Genomic DNA, 23643 nt, shown 5'->3' on the forward strand with positions numbered 1-23643 from the left:
GGCGTTTCTGCTGACTTTGTCGGTGCCTTCTGGTAGAAATCGAAGACAAGTTCTTCGAACATATGAGCGAACAGCTACCCCATCGAGTCTCCAGCCAGCAGCCCACCACGGAGGTTTGTCCGATGAGCACAGCGATCAGCGATGTCAGCAAAATCGGCGCGACCGTCGCCCTCGAATCGGCCGGGAGTGACGCGGAGGTCGACCTCGGCTTCGATTCTGTTCCGCGCGTGCAGCGTCCGCGCCGCGGCGGCGTACGGACGCTCGATCCTGCGCGCCGGTCGGTGGCCGATCGGCGGCCGCGCGAGAACCGGCCGCGTTGCGCGGTGGCGCTGTATGGGCGCGGCCCGGTGCGGACGCCCGCGCCACGGCAGGCGCAGGGTCCGCATCCGATGGAGCGGGTCGAGCAGGCGCAGGTCGGTTTCGCGGTGCTCGCGGTGTCGGCGTTGCTGAGTGCGCTGCTCGTCACGGCGTTGATCGGATTGGCGCACCTGCGGGCGGGCACGTTCGACAACGGCCGGTCGACGACGGTGCCCGCGGTGGTCGAACAGCAGGGCGATCAGCAGACCATTCCGGATGTCGCCGGGGTGCCGCGCTAGTACTGGGCAGGGTGGCGGATGGTCGCGTGCCGATCCGCCACGAATGGTGGCCGAATTTACGGGGTCATCGCCGATCGGTGGGATGCGACCTCGGCGGGCCGCGGCACGATCGGCCGGGTGCTCACCTACGTGAGCACCGTGGCGGGCAAGCCCGCCGTGCCCGGTGTGCGGGCACCGGCAGTGTTCGCGCCTGCGACGGTGCGCGCCGATGTCGGTGGAAGAACCCTGGCGCTGCGTACCCCGCCGCCGGACTTCACTTGGGCCGACCGGGATGACCGCTGGACCTGCATCACCGGTGATCTGGTGCCGCGCCACGTCGACATGGAAAGCAATCCGCCGTTTACCGCCGCGGTGCTCGGTGAGTCGTTCTGGAACAAGCTCGCCCACGGCCGGATGATCGCGCGCCTGCCCGACCTGATCGCGGACATGACCACGCAGTGGCAGATCGGCGAGTGACGCGGGGAAAGGCCCCTAGCCCGGCACGGGTATCCTCGAAGTGCTATGGAGGTATAGGTCTAGACCCCTGCACTCGTGCTCCCCGGAACGGTCACCCTGATCGGCGCCCGGCCCGGACGCGAGCGCCCGCATCGACGAAGGATCTCTCGGATGCATTGCCCGTACTGCCGACACCCTGACTCGCGGGTCGTCGACTCGCGTGAGGCCGAGGAAGGCGCGGCCATCCGCCGTCGCCGTTCCTGTCCGCAGTGTGGGCGGCGGTTCACCACGGTGGAGACGGCGATTCTGTCTGTGGTCAAGCGCAGCGGCGTCACCGAACCGTTCAGCCGCGAGAAGGTCATCCGCGGTGTGCGTCGCGCCTGCCAGGGCCGCGAGGTCGCCGAGGACGCGCTGAACCTGCTGGCTCAGCAGGTAGAAGACGCCGTGCGGGCCACGGGCTCGCCGGAGGTGCCCAGCCACGAAGTCGGTCTTGCCATCCTCGGCCCGCTGCGCGATCTCGACGAGGTCGCCTACCTTCGCTTCGCGTCTGTCTACCGCTCGTTCACCTCGGCCGACGACTTCGAGCGGGAGATCGCGGACCTGCGGAAGCATCGGGACGAAGCGACGGTGGCGGCGAGCGCCGACTGATCCGTGTCGCTCGACGGATCAGCCCGAGGAATACCAGGCGGCGCCAGTACAGCAGCGCCGTGATGGAGGTAGGCCGGGCCCGGAGTTGTGCGGCAAGCCGAGGAACCAGCAAATTACTCGCGCTCGTTCAGTCGTTCGCCGCGGGCAAGGTGATAGACGACTTCGGAGCGGCCCGCGGCCAGAGTGTCGGCAACTCGGTACTGCCGGGATGCTGGAACAACGGCGTGGCTTAGCGGCGAACTTGGTCGATCGCCTTCTCGATGCGCTTGACGGACACCGGATACGGCGTGCCGAGCTTCTGGGCGAACAGGCTGACGCGGAATTCCTCGATCATCCACCAGATTTCGGTGACGGCCGGTGCGTGCTTGCGATTCTCCGGAAGTACGGCGACGAGCCGGTCGTAGGCGGCCAGGGCGCGTTCGAGTTCGATGGTGGCCTGGCGGTCACGGACGGCGGAGCCGGGGAGTGATTCCAGGCGAACGGTCGCGGCCTGTAGGTAGCGCGGTAGTTCGCGTAGCCGTGTACTGCCCCATTCGGAGACGAAGCCGGGAAACACCAAGTCGCCCAATTGGTGTCGGACGTCATCGGCGATATCGCGGTCGGTGGTCTCCGTGAGCGCCACCGAAAGCCGGTGTGCCCCAGTTAGTACGGGCACCACCAATCGCACCAGCCGCGAGACCGCCTCGGCAAGCTTGGGCCGGATGGTGGAGACCAAGGCGTCGAAGCGGTCCGGGCTGTGGACGGGACCGCCTGCGGCGGTGATGAGTTCGTCGGCGGCGGCGGCGCGGCAGTCCTCGACGAGTGCGTCCAGGGAACCGTACGGATTCTGACTCAGCGCAAGGCGTTCCGCTTGCGATAGGCCCGCGCTTACCGCGCGCGGCGAGGTGGGTATCGCGCGCAGCACCAGTGCTCGGGTGCCCGCGCGCATCGCCGCGGCCTGTTCGGCGGGGGAGCTGAGCACCCGCACCGCGACGCCCTCGCCCTCCGGCACCAGCGCCGGATAACCGGTGACGGTCTGCCCGGCGACCTCGCGTCGCACGGTGGGCTCGACCGTGCCGAGCGACTCCGAGGTCCATACCGCCGCGGGGGCGCGTTCGGCTCCTGCGGTGGCGCGCGCGACGGAGGCGGAAACCTGCTCGGCCAGTTGGGTTTTCAGCTGGGTGAGGCTCTTGCCGCTGGCCAAGGTGCGGTCTGTCGCGTCGGTGGCGGCGAAGGTCATGCGCAGATGGTCCGGCAGTGCGGCGGGGTCGAGATCGTTCGGCGTGATCGTGACTGAGCCGAGTCGCGACAGTTCCCGGGCGAGGCCGGTGCGTAGCGGCTCCGCGCGCGGGGTGAGTGCCGACAGCGCGGCGGCCGCGAAGTCCGGTGCGGGAACTACGGTGCGGCGCAGCGCCTTCGGCAGGGTCTTGATGAATGCAGTGGCAAGTTCTTCGCGCATGCCGGGCACCAGCCAGTCGAAACCGACGGCCCGCACGTGGGCCAGCTGTTCGACCGGGATGCGGACGGTGACACCGTCGTCGTCGTTGCCTGGCTCGAATTGATAGGTGAGCGGGAAGCTCAACTCGCCCTGGCGCCAGGCGTCGGGGAAGTCGGTCGGATCCTGGGTCGCGGCGCCCTCGTTGACCACGGTGTCGGTCGAGAAGTCCAGCTGCTCGGGATCTCTGCGCTTCGCGGTGCGCCACCAGCTGTCGAAATGCCGCACTGACACGATGTCGGCGGGGATGCGGCGGTCATAGAACTCGAACAGCACCTCATCGTCGACCAGGATGTCGCGGCGGCGGGCGCGATGCTCCAGATTGGCAACGTCGTCCAGCAATTCGCGATTGTGGTGGAAGAACTCGTGGCGGGTTTGCCACTCGCCCTGCACCAGGGCATGCCGGATGAACAGTTCCCGCGACAGCTCCGGATCGATCTCGCCGTAGTCGACGGGGCGGCCGGTGACCAGCGGCACGCCGTAGAGGGTGACACGCTCATAGGCGCGGGCGGCGCCGCGCTTGATGGACCAATGCGGTTCGGAGTAGATGCGTTTCACCAGATCTCCGGCGAGCTGTTCGGCCCATTCCGGTTCGACGCGGGCCGCCATCCGACCCCACAGCCGCGATGTCTCGACCAGTTCCGCGGCCATCACCCAGCGCGGTGGTTTCTTCGCGAGCGAGGAGCCGGGGAAGATCATGAACTTGGCGTTGCGGGCACCGAGGAATTCGCGCGATTCCGCTTCCCGGACGCCGAGATGCGACAGCATGCCTGCCAGTAGGGCCTGATGGATCGCGATGGAATCCCAAGGGATGTCATCATTTTCGATGCTCGTGTTCGCGGCCGGCAGCGCAGAATCGGACTGCCGACCGCGCCGCGATGCGGACTGTGGTCCCGACGCCGCTGCGGAGTCGTGTGTGCGCCTGGCCTGTTCACGACTCGGCGCTCCGTCGTCCCGCCGGTCCGAGCCCGCCGCGCGAGTGTCGCGTCCGCCCGGTTGAGCACGGCCCGAGCCGCTGTCGTTCTTCGAGGTCGCCCCGGAATCGGCTGCTCGGCGATTCCGCCGTCCACGGCGCGAACCGTCGTCGGTGCTCACGGCTGTCGGATCACTCGAATGTCCACGGCGCACATCACCGCCGGTCTGCTGTGACCGATGCGCCGCACTGTCGGTCTGCGCCGACCAGCCGAGCCCTCGGGTGATGGTCCGCAGCTGACCGTGCAGGTCCTGCCACTCTCGGATCCGCAGGTAGTGTAGGAACTCCTCCCGGCACATCCGACGGAACTGATTGGACGACAACGACTTCCGCTGCTCGGTCAGATACTCCCAGAGTCGGAGGTAGGCGAGGAAATCCGAGCCCTCCACGACGAACCTGGCGTGCTTGGTGTCGGCGGCCTGCTGTTGGTCGGCGGGTCGCTCTCGCACATCTTGAATCGATAACGCGGCAACGATGATCAGAACATCGGCGAGGCACCCGTTGCGATTCGCCTCGACCAGCATCCGCGCCATGCGGGGATCGACTGGCAGTTGCGCCATTTCGCGCCCGATCGGCGTCAATGTCAATGTCGCGTCGGAGCCGATTTCGCTCGGCTGCTCGGCGTCCCGGGTGCCGTCGGCATGTTCGCGCGGTGTGGCATCGGTTCGCGTGCCGCGCTTCGGCGCCGCGAGCTTGCGCTGATGTCCAGAAGCGTTGTCGGATCCGTCCGTCGAACCGAATGTGGTGCGATCGTCGTCCGCGCCCGACATGTCCTGCTGCGGTGCGGGTTTCGCCGGTGTCCGCGGCGCGAGCGCGCCGAGCTCCTCCAGCAGCGCGATACCGTCGCGGATGGCGCGACGATCCGGCGCCTCCACGAACGGGAATTTCTCGATATCGCCGAGGCCGAGCGCGGTCATCTGCAGGATGACGGCGGCCAGATTGGTGCGCAGGATCTCCGGTTCGGTGAAGGCGGGCCTGGAGTCGAAGTCGTCCTCGGAGTACAGGCGGATACAGATGCCGTCGGCGACGCGGCCGCAGCGACCCGCGCGCTGGCGGGCTGAGGCTTGCGAAACCGGTTCGATGGGCAGCCGCTGCACCTTGGTGCGCATCGAGTAGCGGGAGATGCGCGCGGTGCCGGGGTCGATGACGTAGCGGATGCCGGGCACGGTGAGCGAGGTCTCGGCGACATTGGTGGCAAGCACCACGCGACGACCCGGGTGCGACGCGAAGACGCGGTGCTGTTCGGCCGTCGACAGCCGCGCGTAGAGCGGCAGGATCTCGGTGCGGGGCAGCTTCAGGTCGCGCAGTGTGTCGGAGGCGTCGCGGATTTCGCGCTCGCCGGATAGGAACACCAGGACGTCGCCGTCGCCCTCGTCGAACAGTTCGCGCACCGCGTCACCGATGGCGTCGACGGGGTCGCGGTCGACGGTCCGGGTGTCCTCGTCGTCTTCGTCATCTAAGGAGCCGGGTAGTTCCAGCGCGAGTGGCCGGTAGCGGATCTCTACCGGATAGGACCGGCCGGATACCTCGACAATCGGTGCGGGAGTGCCGGATTCGTCGCTGAATTGCCGAGCGAACAGTTCCGGATCGATGGTCGCCGAGGTGATGATCACCTTGAGATCCGGTCTGCGCGGCAGCAATTGCTTGAGGTAGCCGAGCAAGAAGTCGATATTGAGGCTGCGTTCGTGCGCCTCATCGATGATGATCGTGTCGTAGCGGCGCAGCAGCCGGTCGCGCTGGATCTCGGCGAGCAGGATGCCGTCGGTCATCAGCTTGATCAGGGTGCGGTCGGATGCCTGATCGGTGAAGCGCACGGTGTATCCGACGACGTCACCGAGTTCGGAGTCGAGTTCCTCCGCGATGCGCTCGGCGACGGTGCGTGCGGCCAGCCGCCGCGGCTGGGTGTGGCCGATCGTCCCGCGAATGCCGCGGCCCAGTTCCAGGCAGATCTTCGGGATCTGCGTGGTCTTGCCGGAACCCGTCTCGCCTGCGACGATCACCACCTGGTTGTCGGCGATCGCCTTCGCGATATCGTCGCGGCGCGCGGAAACCGGCAGCTGTTCGGGGTAACGGATTTCCGGTACCGTCGCGCGGCGGGCCTCGATACGGCCCTCGGCCGCCGCGATCTCGGCCGCGACGGCGGTGAGATCGTCGCCGCGAGCCCGGTCCAGGCGTCGGCGCAACCGGTATTCGTCGCGGAGGGTAACGGCGGCCAGGCGGGTACGAAGATCGCGAAGAGTCGTGTCGGCTGTCCTGGTCATTGCGTTCACCAGGGTAGCGAAACGGTCGCCGGTGCCGCGCGTCGAACCCCGCACGGTGCCGGCCATCCGGCGAGCACACCGGATGTCGACCACATGACATTCCGGCGGCGACCGCGCCCGTTCACCGCCGATCGACTATCTGAGATACGACGATCCGAGCATGAATGCAGGTGCCGCTGCGCTGTGGATTCGCATTCTGCGCTTCGCTTTTGCCGTACTGGGGGTGCTGGCGCTGTCGTGGATACCGATCCGCAACTTTCGGCGAGTCGGGCTTCTCGGTCAGCAACTACTTCAGCTACTTCACCATCGAGTCCAACGTGCTCGGCGTGCTCGTGCTGCTGATCGGCGGCCTGCTCGACCCACGCGGCCGGCGTTGGCAAATGATCCGCGGCGCCACCACGCTGTATCTGCTGATCACCGGCGTGGGACGCGGTAAGTGCCAAAGCCGCGAGGAGTAGGCCCGCGACCGCGACCCACGGGTCGCTCGGGTACCGAGCCAGGCGGCGAGCACATCTCCGACCGGTGCACCGATCACGATCGCGGCGCGGTTGATGGAGCGCATGGTCGCGATCATCCGGCCCAGTAGCCGGTCGGGCGTCACCGACTGGCGGTAACCCATTGCCAACGGTCCGGCGCACGGCTACGGGTCGGTTGGCTACTCGCTGGCCAACCACTTCGGCTACTTCACGATCCAGTCGAACATCCTCGGCGTGATCACGCTGCTGGTGGGCGCCCTGCTCGATCCCATCGATCGGCGGTGGCCGCAACGTGCGGGGTGCGAGCAGGGATGCGTGTCGATGACGATCGGCTTGGTCGTGGCGTTCGCGCTACTCGCCGCCGCCGGTCCGAGCGGCCGAGGGCGGGGCGGACGACACAGTTTTGGTCTTGAGGTAAAGATGGTTGGTATGAGTGCGCTATGGCATGGGTTCGCGGATATGGGTGCCGTCGAACGGGACGGCGCGTTCGTCGTCGCGCGCGGTGAGGGCGCGTATATCTACGACGCGGCGGGCACCCGGTATCTGGATGCGACGGCGGGTCTGTGGTTCACCAATGTCGGACACGGGCGCGCCGAGATCGCCGACGCGGTCGCCACACAGTTGCGCACGATCGCGCACTACTCGAACTTCGGAGATTTCGTCGAACCCGCCACGCAGGAGCTCGCGGAGCGCTTGGCGACGATCGCGCCGGTGCCAGGTAGCAAGATCTTCTTCACCTCGGGCGGCTCGGATTCGGTGGATACCGCGGCGAAGCTGGTCCGGCGGTACTGGCATGAACTCGGCCGTCCGGATAAGACGATCGTGGTCGGTCGGCGGATGGCCTATCACGGAATGCATATCGCGGGAACGGCTTTGGCGGGTATCCCGGTCAACCGGGAAGGGCACGGCGAGCTGATGGCCGATGCTCGCACCATCGAATGGGACGATGCCAAGGCGCTGCTGGCATTGATCGAGGAGATCGGCGCGGAACGCATCGCGGCGTTCTTCTGCGAACCCGTCATCGGCGCGGGCGGAATCTATCTGCCGCCGCAGGGATACCTCGCCGAGATCCGGCAGATCTGCCGCGATCACGACATCCTGTTCGTCGCAGACGAGGTGGTCACCGGTTTCGGCCGTATCGGCGGATCCTGGTTCGCCTCGACCCGATTCGAGCTCGAGCCCGATCTGATGACAACTGCGAAGGGGCTGACCTCCGGGTATGTCCCGATGGGCGCGGTGTTCATCGCGCCGCACATCGCCGAGCCGTTCTTCAACGGGGGCGTGTGGTGGCGGCACGGCTACACCTACGGCGGCCATGCCGGTGCGGCCGCCGCGGCCCTGGCCAACCTCGACATCGTCGAACGCGAGGGTCTGCTCCACTCCGCCAAGCGCCTGGAAACCACGCTGCACGAGAAGCTCGCACCGCTGGCGGACCATCCGCGGGTCGCCGAGGTGCGCAGCGGTATCGGTGCGGTCGCCGCGATCCAGCTGGCCGATCCCTCGGAGGGGCTCCCGCTGGTGAAAACCCTTCGCGCCCACGGTGTTTCGGGACGCATGGCGGGCCAGGGCGCGATGCAGATCTCGCCGTCCTTCGTGATGACCGATGATCAGGTCGGCGAACTGGTGGACGGATTCAGGCGCGCTCTCGGCTGAATCACTCGGTGGGGGCACCGTCAGTGTGGGAATGCGCGGGCGGCCGCAAGGTGGTTTGGTGAAGAGGTTCGCGGCAGCTACAACCCGGTCGGGAAAAGGGAAACGATGGTCGGGACGAGGCGCACTCGTTGACCGACTACGAGATCGGGCCGGGAGCCTTCGAGCTCCACCAGCACTATCCCTGGACTGAGGTCGAGGACGGCGACTCCGTCGGCATCGACGGCGGATACCTCGGCGCATATCACTATGTCGTTGTCCGACAGGTGGATTCCGGGTCTGGCCTCGTTCAGCGCCGGTAGCCAGGTCTGCACCGCGTCGAAGTCGACTTCCACGTCATAGTCATGACCGCTGGGTGCGGGCGACTCGCCGCGCCACACTGCTGGCCATGATCCGGTGCCGGAGTCGGCCAACGTGGTCTGGCCCGGATTCGCCGTGGTCAGAATTCTGATGATCATGGTGCCGGTTCGCGTCTATCGCAGGGTGCGGGTCAGGTAGATGCTGTGGGGGTCGTCGGTGTAGTCGGCGAAGGGGGCGCAGGGTGTGAAGCCGTGGCGGGTGTAGAGGCGTTGGGCGGGGGCGAAGAAGGGCGCGGCGCCGGTTTCGAGGCTGAGGCGATGGTAGGCACGGGTGCGGGCCTCGGTGATGATGTGGTCGAGCAGGAGTGCGGCGACGCCGCGGCCGGTGTGGTTGGCGGCGGTGCGCATGGACTTGATTTCGCCGTGGGTGGCGTCGAGGTGTTTGAGGGCGCCGCAGCCGAGCAGATCGGCGACGTCCCAGGCGCTCCAGAAGGTGATGTCGGGGCCGCGCAGGGCATCCAGGTCCAGGGCGTGCACGCTCCAGGCTGGAGAGTTGGCGTGCATTTCGGCCAGGTGTTCGGCGAGCAGGGCGGCGATCTGGCGGCCGGAGAGGTCGTCGACGACGATCCGGGCCGGGGGCGCGGTGCGTGGTTGCTGTTGGGCGCTCGATCGCGGCAGGTGTTCGTCGGTGTGGCTCGACATTCGTCCATCATGACCGGACCGGTGGTCAACGCGCTGTCGTGGGGTGCCGCCGCTGCTCGCTCGACGAACTCGTTCGGCACGCCTTACTGTGAGGGCACTCGCCCTCACCCTAGGTAGACAACGATGTCGATGTTCGAGAAGCTCGCCCACCGCGCGAACAATGTGCTGATCAAGCCGCGCCGAGTGCCGTTGCCGTGGGATCGGTCGCTAGCCGATCGGGTGGCGGGGCGCACGGTGCTGATCACCGGTGCGTCCAGTGGGATCGGCCGCGCGCTGGGGGAGGCGGTGGCAGGAGCCGGAGCGACGACCCTGGTGGTGGCGCGCCGCGCGGACGAGCTGGATGTGCTGGTGCGGGAGCTGGTGGACACGGACATGATCGGCCCGACCGGGTGGGGCGGGTTCGCGCCGCTGACCGTGGACGAAGCCGTCGCGCTGATGGTGGACGGGCTGCGCAGGCGGCCGGATCATGTCGGCGTGCCGCTGGGCTCGCTCGCCGCGACCGGCAGCCAGCTGATGCCGCGCACGGCCCGCCTGCTGCTGCATTACCTACATCGGATGGTGCCGGAGTCGGCCGCGTCCAAGGGAATTCGGGCGGAAGCGTCGGATATCCCGGACACTGCCACCATGGGAGTTGAATCATGAAGTTGGCCAACAAGGTCGGTGCGGTGGCCGCGAAGGCGGCTCGCCGGGTTGTCGATGAGACGTACTACGCCTCGCTGGCGGTCCGGGCCGGTCTGGCAAACCCGGAATGCCCGGACCGGCTTGCCCGGATGGGTGTGGCGGTGCTGCGTTCGGGAATGCTCGGCGGGCTCACCACCGTGGCGGCCCTGCGCTACCGCGACCGCGCCGCCATCATCGACGAAATCGGCACCCTCACCTTCCAGGAACTCGACGAGCGCAGCACCGCGCTGGCCAATGCTTGGCGGGCCCGCGGTCTGCTCGACGGTGAGGGTGTCGCGATTCTCGCGCGCAATCACCGTGGCTTCCACTATGCGGTATTCGCGGCGGCCAAGTGCGGAGCTCGAATCATCTTGCTGAACACCGACTTCGCCGGTCCGCAGCTGCGCGAGGTGGTCGGGCGCGAAGGCACCGATCTGCTCGTCTTCGATGACGAATACTCCGGCATCGTAGGCGATCTCACTCCGCCACGCGGCCGCTACCGCGCCTGGGTCGACAAGCCCGCCGTCGATACGCTGGACAACCTGATCGCGGGCGGATCACGCACCCCACCCCGCCGTGCCACCACCACCGCCCGCATCGTCCTGCTGACAAGTGGAACAACCGGCACTCCCAAGGGCGCACCGCGCAGCGAACCGACCTCGCTCGCGCCGCTGGGCGCCATCCTCGGCAAGGTACCCTTCCGCGCGAGGGAGATCACCGAATGCCCTGCTCCGCTGTTCCATACGCTCGGATTCGCCCAAGCCATCCTCGCGGTCGGGTTCGGGTCGACGCTGGTGATCCGCCGCCGCTTCGATCCGCAGGCGGTGCTCGACAGCCTGCACCGGCATCGCGCCACCGCGATGATCGCGGTGCCGGTCATGTTGCAGCGCCTCGTCGATGCCAGCCCGAAAGCTCGTGCCGGACATAATTTCTCGCACCTGCGCATTATCCTTGTCGCCGGTTCGCAACTCGGTGCCGACCTGTGTGTGCGGGTGACCGAGGCATTCGGTCCGGTGGTCTACAACGTGTACGGCTCCACCGAGGTGGCCTACGCGACCATCGCCACCCCCGCCGATCTGGCCGACGAACCCGGTTGCGTCGGGTCTCCGGTGCCGAGCACCGTCGTGAAGATCTTCGACGACAACGACACCGAGGTGCCGCCCGGCACCACCGGCCGCATCTTCGTCGGCAACGACTACCAGTTCGAGGGCTACACCGGTGGCGGCGACAAGGCGCGCATCGGCCGCCTGATGTCGACCGGCGATGTCGGCCACTTCGACAGGGCTGGGCGGCTTTTCGTCGACGGCCGCGACGACGACATGATCGTCTCGGGCGGCGAGAACGTCTTCCCCGGCGAGGTCGAGGAACTGCTCGCCGCGCATCCCGCCGTCGAAGAGGTGAGCGCGTTCGGTGTGCCCGACGACAAGCACGGCCAGCGGCTGCGCGTGGTTGTGGTTGTCCGCGAAGGACATTCGCTCACCGAGGACGAGGTGCGCGACCACGTGAAGACCCACCTGGCCCGCTTCAAGTCGCCGCGCGACGTGCTGTTCGTCGACGAACTGCCGCGCAACCCCACCGGCAAGGTGCTCAAGCGAGTCCTGCGCGAACTGCCCGCCTGATCAGCGGTGGTGCCCGACGGGGGTTCTGGGCGGAACCCCGTGGGCACGGCCGATCCGACCGGCCGCTGAACGGTACTGCGCGTTAGGTTCTTGTGTCGGCGTCGCTGTCGAAGCATTCGCGCCGCCGTCCGCGTGCATCCGCTCGATGAGGGCGGAACCGCTACGGCGGAAAGGGCACCCTAAACCCGTGCGGGGTGCGAGCATGGAATGGGCGGCCCGCGACGAGAGGCGGTGGGGTGTGGCGGAGTTCGTTGAGCAGTACACCGCGTTGCGGTGGTCGGTGGTGCTGGCGTTCTTGGTCGCGTCGGCGATCGTGGTGGTGCGGTTGGCAGCGCCTGTAGGTGCGGGTGCGACGCTGGGGTCGGCGGCGGAGCGCTGCGGACCGGATCGGTCGGTGGCGGCGGGTGTGTCGGCCGTCAGTCCGGCCGAATATTCTGGTGCGCACCAGAATTCGAATGCATCGGTCGCCGTACCGACCGCCTGTCACGAGTCGGATGCCGCGCATCTGATCATGTGCCTGGTCATGCTGACCATGCTGGTGTTTCCGGCGGGCGCGAATCCTCATGCGTTGCACGGCGTACTCACCGCCATGACCGTGGTGCTCGGGGTATTGCTCATCGGCCGGATTATGGAGTGGCACAGCGAGAATCGGGCGCTACCCGTCGATCGGATGGTGGCGCTCGGCTATCATGTCCTGGCCGCCGGGGCCATGCTGTACGCGATGTCCGGGCACGGTGCCGGTGGCCATGTCGACGGCCCCTCGCCCGTTCCCGCGCTGGCACTGGCCACGCTGTTCATTGCCGACGCACTTGTCGCGCTCGTCGCCGTGAGCGCAGGATGGCGGCATCACTGGCTCGGACATCCGGTCGGTGCCGGCCCGTCTACCAGCCGGTTGTCATCGGCGCTGGTGCCGCACGTGGTGATGGACCTGGGGACCGCGTACATGCTGGTCGCCGCGGTCTCCGGGTGATCATCGGCAGAATAGGCGTTGTCTACAGATCGACCACCGAGTCCGCGACGACGCGCCCACCCAGGCGCACCCAGCCGTCGGAGTCCCATTCGGTGAAGATCTGCGAGCCCTTGCCCTGGGTGATGACCAGGCCGCGGCGCAGCAGTGCGGTCAGTGCGACGGCCGCGGCGCCGGTGGCCTCGTCCTCGGCGATGCCCATCGAGGGTGCGAACATCCGGGATCGCAGGGCGCCGCGGTTCTCGTCGGTCCACACCCACAGGTAATGCGAGCCGTCGGGGAAGTCGTCCGGGTTCAGGGCGGCCAGCTCTTCGAGGTCGCCGAGCTGGTGGAAGGTGAAATCCGGTGCCCATTCGCCGCGCGCCTTGATCCAGGTGAGGCCGTTGGCGAGCTCGACGGCCACCGGGCCGGCGGGCACCTGCAGCACCCGCACCGGGACGCCCTGCTCGGCGAACCACCAGGCGGTGCCCACCGACGGGTGGCCCGCGAAGGGCAGCTCTACCGCGGGCGTGAAGATCCGCACCCGGGCAATCTCGTTCTCGGGGTCGTCGACCACGACGGTTTCGCTGTACCCGGCGCGCGCCGCGAGTGCCTGCCGGTCCGCGTCGGCGACATCGCCCGCGCGGGCAATGGCCAGCTCGTTGCCGAGCCGTCCCGCCGAGTCGGTGAATACCCGCACGACCTCGACCCGCGTGCCCATGGCCTCCAGCTCATCCTGTGTGCCCATGATCGCGAGCCTACCGGCACGCCTGCTGCGCTCCCAGCCGACCGCTGCAGTCGAAGGCGGGGTCCCCGCCGGCGTTATTGGTCACATTTTCGGCGAGGTCCGCAACCATGGCCCGAAGTCCAGCAGTGCCGTGCCGTCGGGCCGCCATCAGGATGACGAGATAGTGCCCGGCTGCCCGCGGAAAAGACAACGGCCCCGTCCTTTTCGGACGTGGCCGTTGGCTGTGCGAGGTGTCAGACGGTGGCGGCGGCCAGCGTCTCGGTGGACTGCACCGCTTGGCCGACACCGGCGACGATGGCCGCGACGCGCAGCGATTCGAAGATCACCTCACGCGAGACACCCGCCTCGCGCAGGGTGTGCTCGTGCGCCTCCAGGCAGTGCTGGCAGCCGTTGATCGAGGACACCGCGAACGACCAGAGCTCGAAATCGGCCTTGTCGATGCCTGGGTTGCCGATGATGTTCATCCGCAGCCCCGCGCGCAGGTCGTCGTAGCGGCCGCCGAGGAATGCCTTGCCCCGGTAGAACACATTGTTCATGCCCATGATCGAGGCGGCGGCGAGGGCGGCGTTGTACGCTTCCGCCGACAGGGTGTCGGCGGCTTCCTCGGCGATCTCACGCAGCGTGGTCGCCGACCGGGTTGCGGCCGCCGACGCCAGCAGGGTGCCCCACAGCTGCTGCTCGTTCAGCACGGTGGTGCGTGCGATGGACGACAGGTTGAGCTTGAGGTCCTTGGCGTACTCGGGCAGGGAGTTCTTCAGGGTCTCGATGCTCATTCGGCGATTCCTCTACTCATGCTTGATTTTTCGGTGTTCTGAACGCTGATTCTCAGACGCTGGTGGCGAGCAGCTCGCCGACGTTGATGGTCGGGTCGCCCTTCTTCCAGTTGCAGGCGCACAGCTCGTCGGACTGCAGCGCGTCGAGCACACGCAGCACCTCGTCGACGTTGCGGCCGACGGAACCCGCGGTCACCGAGACGAACTGGACTTCGTTGTTCGGGTCGATGATGAAGGTGGCGCGGTCGGCGACGCCGTCGGCGTTGAGAACACCGGTGGCCGAAGCTAATTCACGCTTCAGATCCGACAGCATCGGGAAGGGGAGGGTCTCGAGGTCCTCATGCTGGGCCCGCCACTGGAAGTGCACGAACTCGTTGTCGACCGAGGCGCCGAGCACCTGCGCGTCGCGGTCTTCGAACTCTTCGTTGAGCTTGCCGAAGGCGGCAATCTCGGTGGGGCACACGAAGGTGAAGTCCTTGGGCCAGAAGAAGACGATCCGCCATTTGCCGGTGTGGTCGTCGGAGGTGATCTGGGTGAAGTAATCGTCAGGCTGCTGAGCGTCGACCTTCGACAGGTCACCGCCGATCACCGCGGTGAGGTTGTATGCCGGGAATTGGTCGCCGATGGTCAGCAGGGCCATGCTTTTCTCCTCGTCATGTTGGTTTGCTAGCGCTGTGCGAAAAGCTCACTGTGATCTTGCCCAAAGGCTGGTGAAAGGTAAACGTGATCAGTCGCACTACACTGATAGGCGTGACTGATCAGACTTATCAGCCAACGCTGTCGCAGCTGCGTGCGTTTGTGGCGATCGCGGAATATCGCCATTTCGGCACTGCGGCAGCCAGGCTCAGTGTGAGTCAGCCCACGCTATCGCAGGCGCTCGCAGCGCTGGAACACGGGCTCGGGCTGCAGCTGATCGAGCGCAGCACGCGTCGCGTGCTCGTCACCGCCGTGGGCATGCGGCTGCTCCCGCAGGCGATCGCGACCCTCGAGGCTGCCGACTGTTTCGTCGCTTCGGCGGCCGGGGCCGGGCTCGGTGGGACGCTGCGGTTGGGTATCATTCCGACGGTTGCTCCGTATGTGCTGCCCGCGCTGCTTCCCGAATTGCGGCGGCGGGTGCCCGTGTTGGTGCCACAGGTGATCGAGGATCAGACGGCGCGATTGCTGAACGGTCTGCGCACCGGTGTGCTGGACGTCGCGCTGCTCGCGTTGCCCACCGAAACCCCCGGTCTGGTCGAGATCCCGCTGTACACGGAGGAATTCGTGCTGGTGACCCCGCGCGGTCACGAGCTGGCCGGGCGCACCGATATCGTACCGGCGACCCTGGACGCCCTGCCGCTGCTATTGCTCGACGAGGGGCACTGCCTGCGCGATCAGACACTCGAGTTGTGCCGCACGGCCGACGCACACCCGGGCGGTGTCGGCGACACTCGCGCCGCCTCGCTGGCGACCGTAGTGCAGTGTGTCGCAGGCGGTTTGGGTGTCACTCTGATCCCAGAGATGGCGGTTGTCGCCGAAACCACCCGTGGCACAATGGAAACCGCGCATTTCGTGGCGCCCGCACCGGGTCGGACGCTCGGGCTCGCCTTTCGCGCCTCGACGGCACGGACCGAGGACTACGAGCAGCTCGCCGAGATCATCCGGGCGCAGCGGCCGGAGTGATCGGCTGAGGCGTTGAACTACGCTCGACGTATTCTTCAGCGGGAGAGATGATCAAGGACGGTGGACGAGTGGGCTCCGACGGGCAAACGCGGGGAGCGCTCCGCTCTTCGTGTACGGGACGCTGCAGTTTCCGGAAGTGCTGACCGAACTGATCGGCCGCTGTCCACAACTCGATCCGGCTTCGGTACTCGGGTGGCGAGTCGCCGCGTTGCCGGGGCGGGTGTATCCGGGACTCGTCCCCGATTCGGGCGGTCTCGCGCGCGGCGTACTGCTGTCCGGACTCACCGCCGCGGAGTGGGAGGTGCTGGACGAGTTCGAGGACGTCGAGTACGAGCTGCGTCAGGTGCCAGTCGTCGATCGCGTCGAGTCAGTGTCGACCTACGTGTGGACGGCGGAGGTCGAGCCGGGAAATTGGCAGACCGACCGGTTCGCGATCGACCACCTTGCAGGCTTTGCTGCTCGATGCGCACGCTGGCGCAGCGGAGCATCTGCCGATCTGACCTCATCGAGTTGGGGGAGTGCGGTGATCGTGACCGGATCCTCCAGCGGCATCGGACGCGATGTCGCCCGTGCCTTCGTCGAACGTGGCGACAGGGTGGTCCTCAACGGGCGTGACCCGGACAAGCTCGCCGCGGTCGCCGACGTGCTCGGCGCGCCCGACCGAGTCGCCGTATTAGCGGGCGATATCGGTTCTCCCACAACGGGAACCGAGCTGGTGCGCCTCGCGGTCGAGCGCTTCGGCCGGGTCGATGTGCTGGTGAACAACGCGGGCATCTTCGGTGCCAAGCCGTTCGTCGACGTCACCGAGGCGGACCTGGACAGCTATCTCGACGGCAACCTGAAGGGCACCTACTTCACCACCCAGGCGGTGGTACGGCAGTTGCAGGCGCAGCGCGGTGGCGGCAGCGTTGTCAATATCGGCACCGTCCTGATCAACCACGCGCTCGCGGGCCTGCCCGCTTCCGCGGCACTGGTCAGCAAGGGCGGCGTGCACGCGCTGACCACCAGCCTGGCCGCCGAACTCGCCGCCGATGGCATCTGGGTCAACGCCGTCGCTCCGGGTGTCATTCGTACGCCACTCTTCGGCGCGGGGGATGAAACCGCTTCGGGCAGACTGGCGTTGCTCAATCGAATCGGTGAGGTCGCCGAAACCACGGCGGCCGTGCTGTATCTCGCGGACGCCGAATTCACCACCGGTCACATTTTGCCCGTCGACGGCGGGTTCATCTCGGGAAGGGCGGCGTAATGCCATACGTCAACATCAAGGTCACGAAGGGCGTCACGCGCGAAGAAAAAGCGCAGCTGATCAGGGGTGTCACCGATCTGCTTCACGATGTGCTCGGAAAGGCTCCTGCGAGTACGTACGTGGTGATCGATGAGGTCGAGCTGGTCGATTGGGGCGTGGGCGGGATGAACGTGGAGGAGTACCGCAAGCAGCAGTCCTGAGCTGCCCAACGCGCCAGCGCTCATGGTGCCTTCCACGGGCGCCGACGCGTTCGTCGGGGAGTGCTACTGCTGTACGCGCAGGGCGTACGGCTCGATCGCGCCACGCACCAGCGCCCGAGCGTCGACCGTCTCCGGTCGGTAGGGCAGCGTGGCCAGGCGGTCGGTCATGCCCTGGACCGGATCGTCGATCTGCTCGTTCAGCCCGAACAGGAACGACCATTCATGCTCGTCGCTGGTGTAGAGCACCACGGTGCCGAACTGCTCGTGGAACCGCTGCCAGGACCGCTTCAGGGTTTCGTTGCGCCACATCGTCGCGCAACCGGCCTGGGCGCTCAGCACGCCACCGGGAGCGAGCAGGGCTCGACATCGCGACAGGAATTCCGCCTCGTATAGGCGGTTGTGCTGCGCGTCCTCGACCCGCTCGTCCGGCAGGTCGATCACGATCACGTCGTAGCGGGTGCCCGCCTCGGCGGCATTCGCCAGGAAGTCCCAGCCGTCGGCGTAGTGCACCGTGATCGGGCCCTCGCCCTTGACTGCCGCGGTCAGTTCCCAGGTGGTGTAGCCGTAGGGCAGGTGCTCGGCGCACAGTTCGACCTCGAGTTGGTCGATATCGACATGGTCGACGTGCGCGGCGCCCGCGGCGACCGACATCTGGCTGGCCACGCCCTCACCGGAACCGATGATCAGCACGTTGCCCAGATTCTCGGCCAGCACGAAGGCGGGGACCATCATCGCCTCGTGGTAGGTGAGCTGCGAGAACTCCGTGGACTGCCGATCATTGTCGGAGAACAGGCTGATGCCCTGTTCGGTGCGCGCGATCAGCATGTGCTGGAACGGGGTGTGGGTGTCGACGATGACGTCGGAGACGTCCCAGATGCGGGTCAAACCTTCGCCGACCGGCTCCTCCACCCGATGCCCGGCCCGGCCGCGCCGGATGGTGGACATCCGAACTTCCCTGGGGGACAAGGCCTCCCGCAGCAATTCGATGGCCTTCTCAGCACCCGCGCCGATGCTGCCGCAGGTGAATACGTCGACAAAGATGTCGCCGGACTCCGGATAAGTGTGAATCGAGGCGTGAGACTCCGACAACAGCGCGAGGACAGTCACCCCCTGCGGATCGAACTTCTTGTGAACGACATCGCAGATGGTGACTCCCGCGGCGATCAAAGACTCTCGCAACGCCGATTCGAGTCGTTCGAGGTCGTCGCAAAGGGCCGCGTCGACACCACCGAACTCGGCCAGCACGTGCCAGCCGGTGAATTCCGCCGTCATGGGCAAACTCACTCTCGCTCAGCGCCCGAGACATGAACGGTCAGGGGCGGAAAACCATTGAAGGACACCGACGAATAGCTCGCGGTATAGGCGCCGGTGTCGAGGATCTGAATGCGATCACCGGCTCGCAACGTGGTCGGTAAGAGGACTCGCGTGCGTTGATACAGTACATCGTCGCCGTCGCAGGTCGGACCGGCCACCACCGCCTCGTCTATGGGGTCTCCGTCACGTTCGGTGACGAAGCGGTAAGCGATGTACTCGTTCTCTGTCTCGGCCATTCCGTTGTAGCGGCCGATGTCGAGATACACCCAGCGCCGTCCGTCCGGCGCGATGCGCACGCCGACAACCTCGGCGTGAATGGTGCCCGCCGACCCCACGAGCGCGCGACCGGGCTCGACGACGAGTCCGGTGGTCTCGGGCAGGAATTCGGCGGTCGCGGCCGCGACGACGGCCCCGATGTCGTCGAGCGCGGGCGCCGCCTCGACGTAGGAAATGGGCAGGCCCCCGCCGATATTCACCGACGAGACCCGAATGTCTTTGTCCGCCAACGCCGCAACGATGCGTCCGGCCTGTTCGATGCCGATCCGCCAGGCCGCGGGGTCCAGTTGCTGCGAACCCACGTGGAAGTACGGGCCCGCGACGATCAGTCCGAGATCGCGGGCGCGCACCAGCAGCCGGAGGGCCTCGGTGGGGCTGCAGCCGAACTTCGTGCCGAACGGCGTCTTCGACTCCGGCGCGGAGGACAGGAACCGGCACTCGACCTCGGAGCCCGGCGCGTGTTCGGCGATGCGCAGCAGGTCATCCTCGGTGTCGAAGGCGTAGCGGCGCACATCCTCGGTATAGGCGGTCGCGATATGGGCGGCCTTCTTGATCGGGTTCCCATAGCACATCCGCGCCGGATCGACGCCCTTGCGCAGGCACAGTTCGATCTCGCCGACGCTGGCGACGTCGAACTCCGCGCCCTCCGCATCCAACAGACGGATGAGTTCCGGCACCGGACTTGCCTTGACCGCGAACCGGATTCTCGCGGTGGGTATCGCGGTCCGGAGCGCGCGATAGTTGTCGCGCACCCGCTCGGGGTCGATCACCAGGCAGGGCGATTCGGGCATGTTTGAACCGATCAATCTAAGGGAACTCTCCGTCGTTTGGGTAGACGCCGTCTTCAGGCACCGCGCGAGAGAGTATCAGCGCGATGCCACGGATAACGAACTCATTGACGACACCTTGATCGTGATTACCCGGCGGATACCGTGACCTCGTCGAATACGACCTCGCCCGCGGAATCGGACTCGGCCAGATCGACCACCGCTTCCAGCGCCCAGCCGTGGTCGCCCGCTGGGTCGTCGAGCACCTGACGCACGTGCCAGAAATCGGGGCGCTGTTCCACCTGGAACAGTTGCGGGCCGCGAGCATCCGGCCCGGTGCCGATGCGCTCGTATTCGGCGAAATAGGGGGCCAGCTCGGCTTCCCAGTCCGGGCCGGTGCCCATATCGGCGAGGATGTCCCAGCGGCGCAGCGCGGCGAGCTCGACGCGGCGGAACATCGCGTTGCGGACCATCACCCGGAAGGCGCGCTCGTTGGCGGAGATCGGGCGGATCGATTCCGCGCCGAAGGCGAGCTGGTCGGCGTCGGTCTCCGCACCCGGGTTGGTGAGCTGCTCCCATTCGTCCAGCAGGCTCGAATCCACCTGGCGGACAAGCTCACCGAGCCATTCGGTGATGTCGTCTAGGTCCTCGGTGCGGGACGAATCGGGCACGGTGCGACGCAACGCACGGTAGGCGTCGGCGAGATAGCGCAGCACCACGCCCTCGGAGCGGGCCAGCTCGTAGTGGGAGATCAGCTCGGCGAAGGTCATCGAGCGCTCGATCATGTCGCGCACTACCGACTTCGGTGACGGGGCGAACTCGGACATCCACGGATGCCCGGCGCGGTAGGTCTCGAACGCCGGATCGATCAGCTCGGCAAGGGGTTTGGGCCAGGTAACCTCTTCGAGCAGTTCCATGCGTTCGTCGTATTCGATGCCGTCGGCCTTCATTTCGGCGATCGCCTCGCCGCGGGCCTTGTGCTGCTGGGCCATCAGCAGCTGGCGTGGATCCTCCAGCGTCGACTCGATGAGCGAGACGACCTCGAGGGTGTAGGCGGGAGATTCCTTGTCCAGCAACTCCAATGCCGCAAGCGCGAAGGGGGACAGCGGCTGATCGAGCGCGAAATCGCGTTGCAGGTCCACGGTGAGCCTGGCCCTGCGGCCCTGTGAGTCGGGCTCCGGAAGCTGTTGCACCACACCGGCATCGCGCAAGGCGCGGTAGAGGCGGATCGCGCGCAGGATGTGGCGGCGCTGCGCGGGGCGTGGTTCGTGATTGTCTTCCAACAGGTGGCGCATCGCCGCGAAGCAGTTGCCCGGGCGGGCGATCACGTTGAGCAGCATGGAATTCGTGACCGCGAAGCGCGACACCATCGGTTCGGGGGCGGCGGCGACCAGGCGGTCGAAGGTCTCCTCGCTCCAGGACACAAAACCCTCGGGCGGTTTGCGCCGCACCACCTTGCGTTGCTTCTTCGGATCGTCGCCAGCCTTAGCGATGAGCCGGGTGTTCTCGACCTCGTGATCGGGGGCCTGCACCACGACCGTGCCCATGGTGTCGAATCCGGCGCGGCCCGCGCGGCCTGCGATCTGGTGGAATTCGCGGGCCTTGAGCCTGCGGGTGCGCACGCCGTCGTACTTGGTCAGTCCGGTGAGCAGCACGGTGCGAATCGGCACATTGATGCCGACGCCGAGGGTGTCGGTGCCGCACACTACTTTCAGGAGTCCGTCCTGGGCCAGTCGTTCCACCAGCCGGCGATACTTGGGCAGCATGCCCGCGTGGTGCACGCCGATGCCGTGTCGGATCAGCCGCGACAGTGTCTTGCCGAAGCCGGAGGAGAAGCGAAAATCGCCCAAAGCCGTGGCGATGGCGTCCTTTTCGGCGCGGGTGGCGAAGTTCACGCTTGTCAGCGCCTGCGCCCGCTCCAGCGCGGCGGCCTGGGTGAAGTGCACGACATAGACCGGGGCCTGGTGGGTGGTGACGAGTTCTTCCAGGGTCTCGGTGATAGACGTGCGCGCATACGAATAGCTCAGTGGCACCGGACGTTCGGTGCCCGAGACCACCGCGGTCGGGTTGCCGGTGCGCCGCGCCAGATCGGCGGCGAAGAAGTCGACCTCACCGAGAGTGGCCGACATCAGCAGGAATTGGGCGCGCGGCAACTCCAGCAGCGGCACCTGCCAGGCCCAGCCACGATCGGGGTCGGCATAGAAATGGAACTCGTCCATCACCACCTGACCGACATCGGTGGCCGCGCCCTCGCGCAATGCCAGGTTCGCCAGGATCTCCGCGGTGGCGCAGATGATCGGCGCCTCCGCGTTCACCGCGGCGTCACCGGTCACCATGCCGACCTTGTCGGCGCCGAACACCTCGCACAGCGCGAAGAATTTCTCGCTGACCAGGGCCTTGATCGGCGCGGTGTAGTAGGTGCGCAGGCCGCGGGTCAACGCGAACATGTGTGCGCCTACGGCGACCAGGGATTTGCCGGACCCGGTCGGGGTGGCCAGGATGACGTTCGACCCGGACGCCAGCTCTAGTAGCGCCTCATCCTGCGCGGGATACAGTGGCGTGCCCTGTTCGGCCGCCCACGCCCCGAACGACTCGTACAAAGCGTCGGCGTCGGTTCCCGGTATCTCGAGTAGTTCGGTCAGATCCACTCCGACCACCCTACGGGCTACCCTCGGCGATCTTGCCCGGCGATCGGCGAGCAGGCCCCGGCAGGCTGTCCACTTGGGCCGTCGTCCTACTTGGGCTCGTCGCTCCCGGTGCCGCCCTCGACGCTACCGCCGTCGTAACCGCCCTGTTCGGCGAGGAACCGCTCGAACTCCGCGCCCAGCTCGTCACCGCTGGGCAGTTCACCGTCTCCGACCAGCAGGCTCGACTGCCGCTCCTGCGCGGTCACGAAGCTGTCGTACTGGCGCTCCAGCGCGTTCACGACAGTCTCCACCTCGGAGTTGCCCGCGATGTGCTCGTTGACCTGTTCGCGCACCCGTGCCGCCGCCTCACCGAGCGCGGCGAGCGGAATCTCCAGGCCCGCGTTGTCGGCGACGTTCTCCAACAGCGTCTGCGCGGCCTCCGGGTAGGCGGTCTGCGCCAGGTAATGCGGCACGTGCACCGAGAATCCGACCGATTCGTGTCCGTGCTGCGCCATCCGGTACTCCAGCAGCGACGACGCGCTGCCGGGCACCTGTAGCTCGCCCGGCCAGCGCTGACGGTCGGCGATGAGGTCCCGATCGGAGGAATGCGCCGTGATGCCCAGCGGACGGGTGTGCGGTATCGCCATCGGAATCGCGCTCAGTCCGATGCTGCGTCGCACCCCGAGCTGTTCGGCGAGCAGGCGCACCGCGGTGGTGAATTTCTCCCAGCGCAGATCCGGTTCGAGCCCGGACAGCAACAGGAACGGCGTGCCCGCCGTATCGCGCAGCGCCCAGAGGTTGAGCTCCGGTTCGGCGTATTCCGAGAAATGATCGGTCTTGAACGTCATCAGCGGGCGCCGTGAGCGGTAGTCCAGCAGCTCGTCCAGATCGAACGAGGCGACCAGTTCGCTTTCCAGGCTCTCGCGCAGATGCGTGGTGGCCAGCCGCACCGCATGCCCAGCATCGGTGAAGCCTTCCAGCCCGTGTACCAGGACCGGACCCGCGCCATCGTCGGACGACAGCTGTGGAGCGGGGAACTCCAACTCGTACATTCGCGACTCGTGGTCCATCGCGTACTCCTTCCTGCGCGGTCCACCGACGCGAGCCGCAAGCTATCCGAAGAACTTCCAGGTCTTCGGACCTTTGCCGTTCGCAGCGGAGAATCCACTGTCTATTGTCCCCCATGGCGCGGACCCTCGCGCGCACGGCCGACACCGGCCTATAAGAACAGCCAACAGCCGCGCTGCCCGAGGCATTCCCGTCGCAGCCGCCCTCGGCGTGGCATCGCGGTCGG

At 67.0% G+C, this 23643-nt stretch carries 21 protein-coding genes and 1 pseudogene; 11 read left to right on the plus strand and 11 right to left on the minus strand.

Annotation, left to right across the window (positions count from 1 at the left end; translation table 11 throughout):
• Positions 1-122 precede the first annotated feature (122 nt).
• The 3 genes from ACV7NQ_RS31585 (at position 123) to nrdR (ending at position 1679) form a co-directional block, all read left to right on the plus strand.
• On the plus strand, positions 123-596 hold the full coding sequence (locus tag ACV7NQ_RS31585) for a hypothetical protein (RefSeq protein WP_463362913.1): 474 nt from the start codon (positions 123-125) through the stop codon (positions 594-596).
• 18 nt (positions 597-614) lie between these two features.
• The gene (locus ACV7NQ_RS31590) at positions 615-1052 is read left to right on the plus strand and encodes a hypothetical protein (RefSeq protein ID WP_463362914.1); all 438 of its coding nucleotides are present in this window, start codon (positions 615-617) and stop codon (positions 1050-1052) included.
• A 150-nt stretch (positions 1053-1202) separates the two neighbouring features.
• Positions 1203-1679 carry a transcriptional regulator NrdR gene (nrdR, locus tag ACV7NQ_RS31595; RefSeq protein ID WP_463362915.1) on the plus strand — a complete coding sequence of 159 codons (477 nt, stop codon included), beginning with the start codon at positions 1203-1205 and terminating at the stop codon, positions 1677-1679.
• A gap of 229 nt (positions 1680-1908) precedes the next feature.
• On the opposite strand, the gene hrpA is transcribed toward nrdR, so the two are convergent.
• The gene (hrpA, locus tag ACV7NQ_RS31600; protein ID WP_463362916.1) at positions 1909-6387 is read right to left on the minus strand and encodes an ATP-dependent RNA helicase HrpA; all 4479 of its coding nucleotides are present in this window, start codon (positions 6385-6387) and stop codon (positions 1909-1911) included.
• Between the two features lie 164 nt (positions 6388-6551).
• On the opposite strand from hrpA, the gene ACV7NQ_RS31605 reads away from it, so the two are divergent.
• Both ACV7NQ_RS31605 and ACV7NQ_RS31610 read left to right on the plus strand, forming a co-directional pair.
• Positions 6552-6845 (plus strand): hypothetical protein, encoded by a 294-nt coding sequence (locus ACV7NQ_RS31605; protein ID WP_463362917.1) that lies wholly within the window; start codon positions 6552-6554, stop codon positions 6843-6845.
• Positions 6846-7292: 447 nt separating this feature from the next.
• Positions 7293-8516, plus strand: a complete 1224-nt coding sequence (locus ACV7NQ_RS31610; protein WP_463362918.1) for an aminotransferase family protein — start codon at positions 7293-7295, stop codon at positions 8514-8516.
• A 77-nt stretch (positions 8517-8593) separates the two neighbouring features.
• On the opposite strand, the gene ACV7NQ_RS31615 is transcribed toward ACV7NQ_RS31610, so the two are convergent.
• Positions 8594-8971 carry a hypothetical protein gene (locus ACV7NQ_RS31615; protein WP_463362919.1) on the minus strand — a complete coding sequence of 126 codons (378 nt, stop codon included), beginning with the start codon at positions 8969-8971 and terminating at the stop codon, positions 8594-8596.
• A gap of 15 nt (positions 8972-8986) precedes the next feature.
• Positions 8987-9514: a GNAT family N-acetyltransferase gene (locus ACV7NQ_RS31620; protein ID WP_463362920.1), complete on the minus strand. Its 528-nt coding sequence runs from the start codon at positions 9512-9514 to the stop codon at positions 8987-8989.
• 129 nt (positions 9515-9643) lie between these two features.
• Between ACV7NQ_RS31620 and ACV7NQ_RS31625 the strand changes: the two are divergent.
• The 3 genes and pseudogenes from ACV7NQ_RS31625 to ACV7NQ_RS31635 form a co-directional block, all read left to right on the plus strand.
• Positions 9644-9868 (plus strand): annotated as a pseudogene (locus ACV7NQ_RS31625) (SDR family NAD(P)-dependent oxidoreductase); the annotation flags it as partial.
• Positions 9869-10152: 284 nt separating this feature from the next.
• Positions 10153-11793 carry an acyl-CoA synthetase gene (locus tag ACV7NQ_RS31630; protein WP_463362921.1) on the plus strand — a complete coding sequence of 547 codons (1641 nt, stop codon included), beginning with the start codon at positions 10153-10155 and terminating at the stop codon, positions 11791-11793.
• Positions 11794-11995: 202 nt separating this feature from the next.
• A complete protein-coding gene (locus ACV7NQ_RS31635; RefSeq protein WP_463362922.1) occupies positions 11996-12763 on the plus strand; it encodes a DUF5134 domain-containing protein in 768 nt (255 codons plus the stop codon).
• Positions 12764-12785: 22 nt separating this feature from the next.
• On the opposite strand, the gene ACV7NQ_RS31640 is transcribed toward ACV7NQ_RS31635, so the two are convergent.
• The 4 genes from ACV7NQ_RS31640 to ACV7NQ_RS31655 are packed head-to-tail and all read right to left on the minus strand — an operon-like array spanning position 12786 to position 14900.
• Entirely contained in the window at positions 12786-13460 is a 675-nt protein-coding gene (locus ACV7NQ_RS31640) for a PhzF family phenazine biosynthesis protein (RefSeq protein ID WP_463365890.1), read from the minus strand.
• A 37-nt stretch (positions 13461-13497) separates the two neighbouring features.
• Entirely contained in the window at positions 13498-13677 is a 180-nt protein-coding gene (locus tag ACV7NQ_RS31645; RefSeq protein WP_463362923.1) for a hypothetical protein, read from the minus strand.
• A 43-nt stretch (positions 13678-13720) separates the two neighbouring features.
• Positions 13721-14260 carry a carboxymuconolactone decarboxylase family protein gene (locus ACV7NQ_RS31650; protein WP_463362924.1) on the minus strand — a complete coding sequence of 180 codons (540 nt, stop codon included), beginning with the start codon at positions 14258-14260 and terminating at the stop codon, positions 13721-13723.
• A 52-nt stretch (positions 14261-14312) separates the two neighbouring features.
• Entirely contained in the window at positions 14313-14900 is a 588-nt protein-coding gene (locus ACV7NQ_RS31655) for a peroxiredoxin (RefSeq protein WP_463362925.1), read from the minus strand.
• Positions 14901-15010: 110 nt separating this feature from the next.
• Here ACV7NQ_RS31655 and ACV7NQ_RS31660 point away from each other — a divergent pair, with 110 nt between their 5' ends.
• From ACV7NQ_RS31660 to ACV7NQ_RS31670, 3 genes are all read left to right on the plus strand, one after another.
• The gene (locus ACV7NQ_RS31660; RefSeq protein ID WP_463362926.1) at positions 15011-15919 is read left to right on the plus strand and encodes a LysR substrate-binding domain-containing protein; all 909 of its coding nucleotides are present in this window, start codon (positions 15011-15013) and stop codon (positions 15917-15919) included.
• 109 nt (positions 15920-16028) lie between these two features.
• On the plus strand, positions 16029-17165 hold the full coding sequence (locus tag ACV7NQ_RS31665; RefSeq protein ID WP_463362927.1) for an SDR family oxidoreductase: 1137 nt from the start codon (positions 16029-16031) through the stop codon (positions 17163-17165).
• Complete coding sequence (locus tag ACV7NQ_RS31670; protein ID WP_463362928.1) at positions 17165-17365, plus strand: tautomerase family protein; 201 nt, start codon at positions 17165-17167, stop codon at positions 17363-17365. The genes ACV7NQ_RS31665 and ACV7NQ_RS31670 overlap by 1 nt, the downstream gene beginning before the upstream one ends.
• Before the next feature lie 63 nt (positions 17366-17428).
• Here the strand turns inward: ACV7NQ_RS31670 and speD are convergent, their stop codons facing one another.
• The 4 genes from speD to ACV7NQ_RS31690 all read right to left on the minus strand — a co-directional run bounded on the left by speD (position 17429) and on the right by ACV7NQ_RS31690 (position 23419).
• Complete coding sequence (gene speD / locus ACV7NQ_RS31675; RefSeq protein WP_463362929.1) at positions 17429-18637, minus strand: adenosylmethionine decarboxylase; 1209 nt, start codon at positions 18635-18637, stop codon at positions 17429-17431.
• A gap of 8 nt (positions 18638-18645) precedes the next feature.
• Positions 18646-19746, minus strand: a complete 1101-nt coding sequence (locus tag ACV7NQ_RS31680) for a type III PLP-dependent enzyme (protein ID WP_463362930.1) — start codon at positions 19744-19746, stop codon at positions 18646-18648.
• A gap of 125 nt (positions 19747-19871) precedes the next feature.
• Complete coding sequence (locus ACV7NQ_RS31685; RefSeq protein WP_463362931.1) at positions 19872-22370, minus strand: DEAD/DEAH box helicase; 2499 nt, start codon at positions 22368-22370, stop codon at positions 19872-19874.
• An 86-nt stretch (positions 22371-22456) separates the two neighbouring features.
• A complete protein-coding gene (locus ACV7NQ_RS31690) occupies positions 22457-23419 on the minus strand; it encodes a PAC2 family protein (protein ID WP_463362932.1) in 963 nt (320 codons plus the stop codon).
• Positions 23420-23643: the final 224 nt, after the last annotated feature.

The organism is Nocardia sp. Tas62D01, assembly GCF_055232035.1.

Coding starts and splice junctions, on each gene's coding strand:
- ACV7NQ_RS31585 (WP_463362913.1), top strand. CDS start 123: ATGAGCACAGCGATCAGCGATGTCAGCAAAATCGGCGCGACCGTCGCC.
- ACV7NQ_RS31590 (WP_463362914.1), top strand. CDS start 615: ATGGTCGCGTGCCGATCCGCCACGAATGGTGGCCGAATTTACGGGGTC.
- nrdR (WP_463362915.1), top strand. CDS start 1,203: ATGCATTGCCCGTACTGCCGACACCCTGACTCGCGGGTCGTCGACTCG.
- hrpA (WP_463362916.1), bottom strand. CDS start 6,387: ATGACCAGGACAGCCGACACGACTCTTCGCGATCTTCGTACCCGCCTG.
- ACV7NQ_RS31605 (WP_463362917.1), top strand. CDS start 6,552: ATGCAGGTGCCGCTGCGCTGTGGATTCGCATTCTGCGCTTCGCTTTTG.
- ACV7NQ_RS31610 (WP_463362918.1), top strand. CDS start 7,293: ATGAGTGCGCTATGGCATGGGTTCGCGGATATGGGTGCCGTCGAACGG.
- ACV7NQ_RS31615 (WP_463362919.1), bottom strand. CDS start 8,971: ATGATCATCAGAATTCTGACCACGGCGAATCCGGGCCAGACCACGTTG.
- ACV7NQ_RS31620 (WP_463362920.1), bottom strand. CDS start 9,514: ATGTCGAGCCACACCGACGAACACCTGCCGCGATCGAGCGCCCAACAG.
- ACV7NQ_RS31630 (WP_463362921.1), top strand. CDS start 10,153: ATGAAGTTGGCCAACAAGGTCGGTGCGGTGGCCGCGAAGGCGGCTCGC.
- ACV7NQ_RS31635 (WP_463362922.1), top strand. CDS start 11,996: ATGGAATGGGCGGCCCGCGACGAGAGGCGGTGGGGTGTGGCGGAGTTC.
- ACV7NQ_RS31640 (WP_463365890.1), bottom strand. CDS start 13,460: ATGGGCACGCGGGTCGAGGTCGTGCGGGTATTCACCGACTCGGCGGGA.
- ACV7NQ_RS31650 (WP_463362924.1), bottom strand. CDS start 14,260: ATGAGCATCGAGACCCTGAAGAACTCCCTGCCCGAGTACGCCAAGGAC.
- ACV7NQ_RS31655 (WP_463362925.1), bottom strand. CDS start 14,900: ATGGCCCTGCTGACCATCGGCGACCAATTCCCGGCATACAACCTCACC.
- ACV7NQ_RS31670 (WP_463362928.1), top strand. CDS start 17,165: ATGCCATACGTCAACATCAAGGTCACGAAGGGCGTCACGCGCGAAGAA.
- speD (WP_463362929.1), bottom strand. CDS start 18,637: ATGACGGCGGAATTCACCGGCTGGCACGTGCTGGCCGAGTTCGGTGGT.
- ACV7NQ_RS31680 (WP_463362930.1), bottom strand. CDS start 19,746: ATGCCCGAATCGCCCTGCCTGGTGATCGACCCCGAGCGGGTGCGCGAC.
- ACV7NQ_RS31690 (WP_463362932.1), bottom strand. CDS start 23,419: ATGGACCACGAGTCGCGAATGTACGAGTTGGAGTTCCCCGCTCCACAG.